2 protein-coding genes are annotated in these 3597 nt (G+C 63.2%); one reads left to right on the plus strand and one right to left on the minus strand.

Annotated features, from left to right (window positions below):
* Positions 1–190 precede the first annotated feature (190 nt).
* Positions 191–1942 (plus strand): FAD-binding protein, encoded by a 1752-nt coding sequence (locus C1876_RS17370; RefSeq protein WP_114547975.1) that lies wholly within the window; start codon positions 191–193, stop codon positions 1940–1942.
* Between the two features lie 77 nt (positions 1943–2019).
* Here C1876_RS17370 and C1876_RS17375 read toward each other — a convergent pair whose 3' ends face one another.
* The gene (locus C1876_RS17375; protein WP_158544737.1) at positions 2020–3534 is read right to left on the minus strand and encodes a response regulator transcription factor; all 1515 of its coding nucleotides are present in this window, start codon (positions 3532–3534) and stop codon (positions 2020–2022) included.
* Positions 3535–3597: the final 63 nt, after the last annotated feature.

The following is a 3597-nucleotide window of genomic DNA, read 5'->3' on the forward strand; positions in this document are numbered from 1 at the left end:
CCTGAGCCCCCACCCCCGTTGCACAACCGTTGCAGCCCGGAAGCACTGCTGCAAAACAAATCGCTGACGTGGCATTATACAAAAATCCCCCTCTGCGGGTGACGAACGGGGACCCTGCCGTACCTAGGATGCGAACCGTTCGCCGGCACCTCGACGAGCGTATTGAACATCACGAACAAGGAGGGTATTCATGGGAGATCTATCACGCCGCAGCTTCCTGACCGGAGCAGCCGCACTCGCCGGCATGGCCGCAACCGCAGGGCTTGCCGGATGCGCGCCGCAGCAGGCGAGCGGCGAGGCGGCCGCGGCCGACGGCGCAGCAGCCTCGTCGAGCGTCGAACCTGCCATCGGGGAAACACCCGCATGGCTCGGTCAAGCACCTGACATCGCCGCGAGCGACATCGTGAACACGATGGACACCGAGCTGCTCATCGTCGGCGCCGGCAACGCGGGCATGGCCGCAGCCGCCTATGCAACCGACCTCGGCATCGACTTCATCGTGGCTGAAAAAGCCGGCGCGGTGGGCGCCACCCGCAACTGGTACGGCGCGGTGAACGTTCCCGAGTGCACCGAGGCGGGCAAGGAAGTTGACACCGTCAAGCTGAACAACGTGCTGCGTCAGGCCTTCGGCGGGAAGAACGATATGCGCGTCGTGAAGACGTGGCTCGACGAATCGGCCGACATGCACGCCTGGGTCAAGCAGATTATGTCCAACTACGGCTACGACGTGAATTTCGACGCCGATCAGGGGCTCGGCCATGGCGGCGTCGGCGTGGACATGTACGTACCGCCCATTCAGGTGAACTATACGGCACGCGAGGACTGCCCCGAAGAATACGCCAAACTCAAGCGCAACGAGCTGTTCGAGGACTACATCGGCAAGCAGGGGCACGAGGTGACCTACGGCTTCGACCTGGCCAAACTGCTCACCGACGACAGCGGAGCGGTGACGGGCGCCATCTTCGACACAAAAAGCGGCTTCGTGCAGGTGAACGCCAAGAACACCATCATGACCACGGGAGGGTACGCGGCGAACGCCGTCATGCTGGACGCGCTGAACCCCATCCTGTCAAAATGCCTCACCGCCTCCGACTGGACGCCGGGCAATACCGGCATGGGCATCAAGGCAGCCATGTGGGCCGGCGCGATGAAAGACCCGCAATCAGCCGCGTTCGTATTCGACCGCGGAGCCGTCGAGCCGGGCACCAAAGCGGGATGGACGAAGGAGAGCCTCGAGAGCGGCCAGCCCATGCTGCCGTCGACGGGTCAGTTCAACCCCGGCTCGCAGCCCTTCCTGAAAATGAACCTGCATGGCGAGCGCTTCTTCAACGAATCCGCCAACTACGATTGGGCGCCCCATGCGGCCGCCTCGCAGCCGGGCGGCGTGTACCTGGAAGTCTGGGACGGAAACTTCGCCGAGGATATCGAGCGCTTCCATAGCTTAGGATGCGCCAGTTTGACGCGCGTCATGGTGAACACCGTGGGCATGGGAACCGACGCCTACCTGCAAGAATGGATCGAAAAGGGCATCGTTGTCAAAGCGGATACGCTTGAAGAACTCGCGGACGGACTGAAGTTGGAAGGCGACCACAAGAAGCAGTTCCTTGCAACCATCGACCGCTACAACGAGCTGTTCGACGCGCAGGAAGATGCGGATTTCGGAAAAGAACCCTACCTGCTGTCACAGATGCGCACCGCTCCGTTTTACGGTGTGACCTTGGGTGGCACGCTGCTCGACACGAGCGACGGCCTGCGTATCAACGCCGACATGCAGGTGCTCAACACTGACGCCGAGGTGATTCCCGGCCTGTACGCGGCGGGCGACTGCGGCGGATCAGTGTTCGCCGACGGCTACTACAATCTCACCCACGGCATGGCCTGCGGGCGCGCACTCACGTTCGCCCGCCACGCGGTGAACCACATCGCGGGCAAGAAAGCGTAACGCGCACGCCCTTCCTTTCCTCGTTCCCCCTCCAGCTAGGGCCGCCCTTTGGGGCGGCCCCGCCGCGCGTTCGCGCCTCAGGCTTGCGCGGCGGGCTCGAGGTCTTCCACCAGGTCGATCAGTTCTTGCTGAGAATGCACGTCCAACTTCATGTAGATGTGCTTCACGTGCGTCTTCACCGTGTTGTACGACACGACGTAGTGTTCTTCGATGAACTTTCCGTTGCGCCCGCGAGCCAGCATGACCAGGATTTCCGCCTCGCGCTTCGTCAGACCCCGCGCCGCCGCTAGCCGTGCGCAACGGTCTTCGAGGCCCTCGCCCTCGCGAGCTTCCGCGCGAGGCTCGGCCACCACGAGAGGCTTGACGGGTTGAATGCCGTAGATAATACGCTCGAAACTGGCGTGACGGAGCCATACGAAACAGAACACGATGAACAGGAACAGCAGCACTGCGAGAAACGCGAGGGTGGCCGCCTCGCTCGATGACGCGATGCCGTTCGCCCCATGCCCCGCACTCGCGCCCAGCATCATGCCCGACGAGGTGAATGCTTGGCTGCATGCCACCACATACACCGCATCGATCTTGTTGCGCGACGCCATCGACACGATGACCAGCATCCGCAGCAGCGTGAAGCATTCACTCGCCGACGCGAGCAACACGTTGCTCGCCGACCCCAACGCGTACGAAAGCGACACCATCGCCGTCAAAACGCCAGCGATGACCAGCAGCGATGCAAGCTGGAACAAGGTGTCTTCCTGGCCTCGATCGCGTCTGCTCGCATAGATCCATGCGCCGGCGAGCAACGGCACAAGGCCGGCGACGAAGGTGTCCACAGGAACGCCCGACACGCTGTTGAGCGCGAGCGAGAATCCCGAGACGAGCTCGAATGCGAACAAGCTGCAGAACGCCGCGTTGAAGGGACTTACGAACGAACGCGGCTGACTCAATGCCAGATCGCGTGCACTTCCGGCTTCCGCAGCTTGCCGCACCATGCTGCGAGCCAGGGGATAGCCCAACGCAAGCACGGCGCACGTGCAGACGACCCACACCGCCACCCGCGCCTCAACGGGAGCGAACGACAGCGCCCAGTCCGCCAGCGAGGCAACGGCGTACGCCGAGCACACGCACAACGCGACACTGCGCGGTCCGCCCAGCTCGCACAGCGACAGGGCGAACACCGCGCTGATCCACATGCCGCTGAAAATGCAGAGCGCGTACGCCACCTGCGGCCAAAACGGCAGGAACCACGCATCGGAACACAGAAACATCGCCGCACCCGCAAAGGCCGCAAGACCCGCCGCACACGAGATGGCCCCGTTGCTGAGCATCGAGGGCCTATATCGGGCAAGCAGCGCGATGATCACGAGCGGGATGATTTCGGCGCAGGTGTAGAGGATGTCGCGAGCAAGGGGGTTCGTCGCCGAGAACACCGAAATGATGTCGTTGTTGAGAATCCACACCCGCACCGCCGAGCAGATGCCCATGGCGAAGCAGCAGAGCCACAAACTGCGCTTCGGGCCGAACAGAACCGCGCGAGCGCATGGTCCCGCCCCGTTTGCGCCACTCTCCCCCGATGCCCGTACCAGTGCCATGCAGTGCCCCTCCGCACGCGAAAATCCCATCGGAACATAGTATACCGCCGCCCCGGGAGGGTG

The organism is Eggerthella sinensis, from assembly GCF_003339815.1.
In the GTDB taxonomy this organism is placed as follows: Bacteria; Actinomycetota; Coriobacteriia; order Coriobacteriales; family Eggerthellaceae; genus Eggerthella; species Eggerthella sinensis.